This window comes from Hymenobacter sp. (genome assembly GCF_035709525.1).
Lineage (GTDB): Bacteria > Bacteroidota > Bacteroidia > Cytophagales > Hymenobacteraceae > Hymenobacter.
This window is the reverse complement of record NZ_DASTEP010000191.1, coordinates 1-2803: the sequence shown is the minus strand read 5'-3', so window position 1 is coordinate 2803 and position 2803 is coordinate 1. Positions and strand designations below refer to the sequence as shown.

The window sequence follows — 2803 nt, the reverse complement described above, 5'->3', positions numbered from 1 at the left end:
CAGCGAAGCATCTCGCGTGGCGCAGTAAACTCTTACGCTAGAGTTTACTGCGCCACGCGAGATGCTTCGCTGCGCTCCGCATGACTAATTGAAAAATTGCCGTACTTCTTTAATTATCAAAAAATTGACTCCCGAACACCAACGCCTCGCCCAGGCCGACGCCAACGAAAAACCCTGGCGGCGCTTCGGCCCCTACCTGGCCGAGCGGCAGTGGGGTACCGTGCGCGAAGACTACTCGGCCGGCGGCGACGCCTGGCACTACCTGCCCTTCGAGCAGGCGCGCAGCCGCGCCTACCGCTGGGGCGAGGAGGGCCTGGCCGGCTTCTGCGACGACCAGCAGCGGCTCTGCTTCAGCCTGGCGCTTTGGAACGGGCAGGATGCCATTCTCAAAGACCAACTTTTTGGCCTGAGCGGGCCGCAGGGCAACCACGGCGAGGACGTCAAGGAGCTTTACTACTACCTCGACAACACGCCCACGCACTCCTACCAGAAGCTGCTTTACAAGTACCCGCAGGGCGCTTTCCCGTACCAGCAGCTAGTAGAAGAGAATGCCAAGCGCACCCGCCAGGACCCCGAATACGAGCTGCTCGACACCGGCATTTTTGAGGAGAATCGCTACTTCGACGTATTTGTCGAATACGCCAAGGCCGATGTGGACGACCTGCTGATTCAGCTCACGGTAGTGAACCGCGGGCCCGACGCGGCCCCGCTGCACCTGCTGCCGCAGCTTTGGTTTCGCAACACCTGGAGCTGGGGCTACCAAGGCGAAGACCAGCGCCCCACGCTGACTGCCCAGCCCGATGGCTCGGTGCTGGTGTCGCACCCGGACTTAGGCGAGTTTGGCTGGTACGCCGAGGGCGGGCCGGAGCTACTATTCTGCGACAACGAGACCAATAGCCCGCACCTGTTTGGCGACGCTACGCCGGAGCAGTTTTTTAAAGACGGCTTTCACGACTACGTTATTGCTAAAAAGGCCGAGGCCGTGAACCCGGCCCGCACCGGCACCAAGGCTGCCGCGCACTACGTGCTGACGCTGGCCGCCGGGGCCACGCAGCAGGTGCGCCTGCGACTGGGGCCGGTCGGGCTGGCCGCGCCGTTTGCCGATTTTGAAGAAATTATGACGCAGCGGCAAGCCGAAGCCGATGCATTTTACGCCGAGATTCAGCACGATATCGCCGATGCTGATGCGCGAAACGTGCAGCGCCAGGCCTTTGCCGGGATGCTCTGGTGCAAGCAGTACTACAACTACAACGTGCCCCGCTGGCTGGTGGGCGACCCATCTCAGCCCACCCCGCCGCCCGAGCGCCTCACCGGCCGCAATGCCGACTGGAAGAGCTTCGATGCCAACGACATCATCTCGATGCCCGACACCTGGGAATATCCCTGGTTCGCGGCTTGGGATTTGGCGTTTCACGCCATTCCGCTGGCGCAGATAGACCCCTGGTTTGCCAAAAACCAGCTGCGGCTGCTGTGCCAGGATTCCTTTATGCACCCCAACGGCCAGCTACCGGCCTACGAGTGGCGCTTCGACGATGTGAACCCGCCGGTGCACGCCTGGGCCACGTTCCGGGTGTTTAAGATGGAGCAGAAGCGGCGCGGCGATGGCGGCGACATAGCTTTTTTGCAAATGCTGTTTCACCGTATGCTGCTCAATTTTACGTGGTGGGTGAACCGCAAGGACCACGACGGGCGCAACATCTTCGAGGGTGGCTTTCTGGGGCTCGATAACATCGGGGTGTTTGACCGCTCGGCCCCGCTGCCGTTTGGCGGCTACTTGGAGCAGGCCGATGGCACGTCGTGGGTCGCCATGTTCGCGCTTAATATGATGCGGATTGCGCTGGAATTGAGCCGCACCAACCCGGTGTACCAGGATATGGCGAGCAAGTTCTTGGAGCACTTCCTTTACATCGCCGAGGCCATGACCAACGTGGGCAACACGGCGCTCGACCTTTGGGACAGTGAAGATGAGTTCTACTACGACGCCCTCAACACGCCCGACGGCGGCCACGAGCTACTGAAGCTGCGCACGATAGTGGGCCTGATTCCGATGTTCGCGGTGGAAATTCTGGACGAAGACTTGCTCACCAGCGCGCCCCAGTTCGTGGCCCGCATGAACTGGCTGCTCGCCAACCGCCCCCGGCTGGCGGCGCTCGTCAGCCACTGGCAGGAGCCCGGCAAAGGTGCCACGCGCTTGCTAAGCCTGTTGCGCGGCCACCGCCTCAAGCGGTTGTTGTTCAGAATGCTGGACACGGCCGAATTCCTCTCCGACTACGGCGTGCGCAGCCTCTCGCGGGTGTACCTGGACGCGCCCTACGAGTTCCGCGAAACGGGCATCACGGTGCGCTACGAGCCCGCCGAGTCGCAAACCGACCTCTACGGCGGCAACAGCAACTGGCGCGGCCCCATCTGGATGCCCATCAACTTCATGATAATTGAGTCGCTGCAACGCTTTCACCACTACTACGGCGACGACTTCAAAGTGGAATACCCCACCCACTCGGGCCAGTACGTGACCCTGCTGGCCGTGGCCGACGCCCTCACGGCGCGCCTCACCCGGCTCTTTTTGCGCGATGCCGACACTGGCCAGCGCGCCTGCTTCGGCGAGCGCGATACCTTGCAGCACGACCCGCACTTTCAGGATTACCTGCTGTTTCACGAGTACTTCAACGGCGACACCGGCCACGGCCTCGGCGCCAGCCACCAGACGGGCTGGACGGGACTGATTGCGAAGCTCTTGCAGCCGAGGGGGTAATTGCTGGTTGTTAATCATCCGTCATGCTGAGCGGAGCGCAGCGCAGTCGAA

General features: G+C 62.0%; 1 protein-coding gene. It reads left to right on the top strand.

All coding sequences use genetic code 11. From position 1 onward, the window contains the following. Nucleotides 1-124 precede the first annotated feature (124 nt). A complete protein-coding gene (locus VFO93_RS17030; protein WP_325135578.1) occupies nucleotides 125-2752 on the top strand; it encodes an MGH1-like glycoside hydrolase domain-containing protein in 2628 nt (875 codons plus the stop codon). Nucleotides 2753-2803 lie beyond the last annotated feature (51 nt).